This window comes from Colwellia sp. MB02u-14 (genome assembly GCF_014076915.1).
GTDB lineage: Bacteria > Pseudomonadota > Gammaproteobacteria > Enterobacterales > Alteromonadaceae > Colwellia_A.
This window is the reverse complement of record NZ_JACGUX010000033.1, coordinates 1-3467: the sequence shown is the minus strand read 5'-3', so window position 1 is coordinate 3467 and position 3467 is coordinate 1. Positions and strand designations below refer to the sequence as shown.

5 protein-coding genes are annotated in these 3467 nt (G+C 36.5%); all 5 read right to left on the bottom strand.

The features are described 5' to 3' along the window. Positions 1-130: 130 nt before the first annotated feature. Positions 131-445 (bottom strand): hypothetical protein, encoded by a 315-nt coding sequence (locus H4J52_RS03040; RefSeq protein ID WP_182224207.1) that lies wholly within the window; start codon positions 443-445, stop codon positions 131-133. A 745-nt stretch (positions 446-1190) separates the two neighbouring features. Then, on the bottom strand, positions 1191-1523 hold the full coding sequence (gene sugE, locus H4J52_RS03035; protein WP_182176852.1) for a quaternary ammonium compound efflux SMR transporter SugE: 333 nt from the start codon (positions 1521-1523) through the stop codon (positions 1191-1193). A gap of 114 nt (positions 1524-1637) precedes the next feature. Next, entirely contained in the window at positions 1638-1898 is a 261-nt protein-coding gene (locus H4J52_RS03030) for a hypothetical protein (protein WP_182224206.1), read from the bottom strand. 127 nt (positions 1899-2025) lie between these two features. After that, complete coding sequence (locus H4J52_RS03025) at positions 2026-2298, bottom strand: hypothetical protein (protein WP_182224205.1); 273 nt, start codon at positions 2296-2298, stop codon at positions 2026-2028. Between the two features lie 117 nt (positions 2299-2415). Then, on the bottom strand, positions 2416-2916 hold the full coding sequence (locus H4J52_RS03020) for an AAA family ATPase (RefSeq protein WP_182224204.1): 501 nt from the start codon (positions 2914-2916) through the stop codon (positions 2416-2418). Positions 2917-3467: the final 551 nt, after the last annotated feature.

The window sequence follows — 3467 nt, the reverse complement described above, 5'->3', positions numbered from 1 at the left end:
ACGAAGACGCCCTACAACGAATCAAAATATTTAGAAGCATTAAAACGAAGAGGATCGCCACTGTTAAAATTTGCAATAAATAGCTAAATTTTACTAGTTGTCCACCTCAGGGCGTGTTGTTATGTAATTATTAATTATGCATGCCAAAACTTTTTATTACGCAACCATCGTTAAAATAGTTAACAAATACTTTCCTTTTTGATATTTTTGCAGTCATAACAACTGACCAAAATCTATTTTTATCTTCTGATGTAGCGTGGGCTGGAAATTGTAATTGTCCATTTACACAAGAAGACTCAGAAAACCAAACAAAAACCTGCCCTCCCATGTAATCCTCTAATTTCCAAGAAGTAGGGATGACCTCCAAGGTACTCAGACCAGCTGCTAACGCGAACTTAGTATTTAATAAAAAGACAACTAGCATTAAAAATTTACAATATTTCACGATTTCACACCTATGGTTAATTACATAACGCCGCAATAAGCGGAAAATTATAGTTGGCTAAAATGTTTGAGGCACGAAAAACAGCCAACTGTAAATTTTCCGTTTGATTGCCTTGTTATATGCAGCACTGGTTGAACTGGATATTGCACGAATTTAAAGGCACTGTAATCTAAAGCTGAACCGTGATTTATGAGCTACATACAAAAGTCCGGTAACATAATAGTATTGCCACCTTTGAAAAAGGTAAAAGAGGCAATACTTATTAGTGCTGCTCAAACCTAGTTTAGCGAAAAACACTAAGTAAAAGCTCTTGCCCTAAAACTAATTTTTAATAGCATATAACGCCGCTATAAGCGGCTAAGTACAATTTGCTAAACTGCGCGGAGCGCGAGCAAACTGTACGTGTCCGTTTGATGGCCTTGTTAGATGCAGCAGTGGTAAAACCAAGCGATACAATAACTTAAAGGCGACCGTAAAAAACAACCTAACCGTGAACTTTTACGCTACACGTTAAAGGTTGAACAAAACTAATAGCTTTGCACCTTTGAAAAAGGTAATTAGGCAAAGCTTATTAGTGACCTGCGTTAAACCAGTTTTAGCGAAAAACAATGTACTAGAAATCACTTTATCTAAAGCTACATTTTAATAGCATATAACGCCCCATTAAGAGGCAAATAATAGTTGGCTAAAATAAGCGACGAAGGAGCAAATAGCCAGCTGTTATTTGTCCTGCTTGAATGGCTTGTTATACAACGGTTGAACCGGAATCTAATAGCTTTAAACCAGCTATACCAATGACAATTAATCCTATGCATGCAATACGTTTGATATCTGCTATTTCGTTAAACCAAACGATACCCACGATTGCTACACCTACTGCACCAATACCAGTCCAAACAGCATAGGCATTACCCATTGGAATTGTTTTTAAGGCATAGGAAAGACAACCAAAACTGATCCACATGGCTGTAATGGTTATTACAGAAGGCCACAATTTAGTAAAACCTTCTGTTTGTTTAAGGCCAACTGCCCATACGATCTCAAATAAACCAGCTATGGCTAAAACAATCCAGCCCATCGGAACTCTCCTTAGTTGTATAACGCCTAATTAACAGGCAAAAAATTGTTGGCTAAAATAAGTGAACGTAGTGAACAAAAAGCCAACTGTTTTTTGTCCTTGTTGAATTTCTTGTTAGCTTTCGTTATTTATTTGAACCCAAATATTTTGACCAAAATGGTGTTCTTTTATTGTAGACATAGCACAATCCATATCGTCTTTGTTTTCAGTATCTACTTCATAATCTAAAACTGATGCATTGACTCCGCTTTTCCACAACGCTTCATATTCTTCATCCGTAAGGACATTACAAGTTAGCCAAATAGGATGCTCTTTACTCAAAATTAAACTTTTCATCTCAGAATAAGCAGATTTTGATGTGATAAATATAACCATATATTCCTCGATAAGTGACCATAGCAACAAAGAAAGCTAACGCCTACTTAAGCGGAAAAATATAGTTGGCTAAAATGTTGAACGGAGTGAAAACAGCCAACTGTATTTTTTCCGTTTGAAGTTCTTGTTATGTGAAAGTGCTTGCAAGCTGTTGAACAACTTCCATAATTTGACCTGTTAACTCATAAAGCTCAGAAGGGATGACATCAGTGTTACCTTGTAATAACTCTTGAAATTTATCTTTAATTATTTCGATGACCTTATCACGTCCTTGATCTTGAAAGCCAACAACCTCCATTGCATTTATAACATCTTCTGTACCAAAAGTAATTGTAGGATTTAAAGCTTCGGAAGTGCTTCCTGTTGCTTTAGGGGAAATGTTTAATGGCTCAGGTTTCATTGGATATCCTTTTCACATAACGCCTACTTAAGCGGAAAAATATAGTTGGCTAAAATGTTGAACGGAGTGAAAACAGCCAACTGTATTTTTTCCGTTTGAAGTTCTTGTTAGGTGCATTTACACACCAAGCTTTGTTAGAAGTTGTTTCATTGATTGCTCTGGAGACTGTCCCGCTGTATTGATTGATATTACAGTTGAATCCCATGAATGAAAAACTCTATTTTTTACACTTTCCCAAGTTGGTAAAGCTAATCCCTTTACGGCTGACTTTCTATTTTCTACTCTAGCTTTGTGCTCGGCTGTATCAGAGCACAATATCTCTATATTAATATATTGTGCTGCAGAGTTAATAGCTGTTTGTTCCCATTCATCTCTAGATTCTGGAACTGAATTACACGAATCACCAACTACACTAAGCCCTTGATTTAAGCTGTCTGATGCTAGTCTATAAGCCAATTGATAGCCTTCTGCGTAAATATCTAACCCACATATATCTTTTAAGGATTGCTCGATAGTGTCTACGCGTAAATATGAAGCTCCAATATGCTTGCATAAAAGAACAGCTAAAGTGCTTTTTCCAGCCCCAGGCAACCCAGAAAATATATAAAGTGTTGGCATACTCGAATTGCACCTAACGCTTTGCTAAGCGGAAAATAATGGTTGGCTATAATCGCGAAGCGATGGCCAACTGTTATTTTTCCGTTTGAGCAACTTGTTATATGCAGAGAACGTTGAATCAAACTCTGCACGAACTTAAGTTACCCATAAAATAAAAAATAGCCGTGAATTTTTACGCTACTCACAGCTGCCTGAACAAACTAATAGCGCTGCCACCTTTGAAAAAGGTAAAAGAGGCAATGCTTATTAGTGCTGCACTAAACCGAGTTTAGCGTAAAACACTTAGCTAAAAATGTCTTGCCCTAAAACGTATTTATTAAGAGCATATAACGCCACATTAAGCGGCAAAAAATTGTTGGCTAAAATGTTGAACGAAGTGAAAACAGCCAACTGTTTTTTGTCCGTTTGAATGCCTTGTTATGCGATTTTTACATTACCACAAATCGTACAATTTATATAAATATTAGTAACATAAAATGCATGTTTAAAAAACTCACAGCATTGCGACACACTAAACCGTGAATTTTGAGCCACTAATGAAAAGTGAATTT

What these genes read in the sequence shown, in the direction of transcription:
- H4J52_RS03025 (WP_182224205.1), bottom strand. Translation starts at nt 2,298, where the DNA reads ATGAAACCTGAGCCATTAAACATTTCCCCTAAAGCAACAGGAAGCACT.
- sugE (WP_182176852.1), bottom strand. Translation starts at nt 1,523, where the DNA reads ATGGGCTGGATTGTTTTAGCCATAGCTGGTTTATTTGAGATCGTATGG.
- H4J52_RS03030 (WP_182224206.1), bottom strand. Translation starts at nt 1,898, where the DNA reads ATGGTTATATTTATCACATCAAAATCTGCTTATTCTGAGATGAAAAGT.
- H4J52_RS03020 (WP_182224204.1), bottom strand. Translation starts at nt 2,916, where the DNA reads ATGCCAACACTTTATATATTTTCTGGGTTGCCTGGGGCTGGAAAAAGC.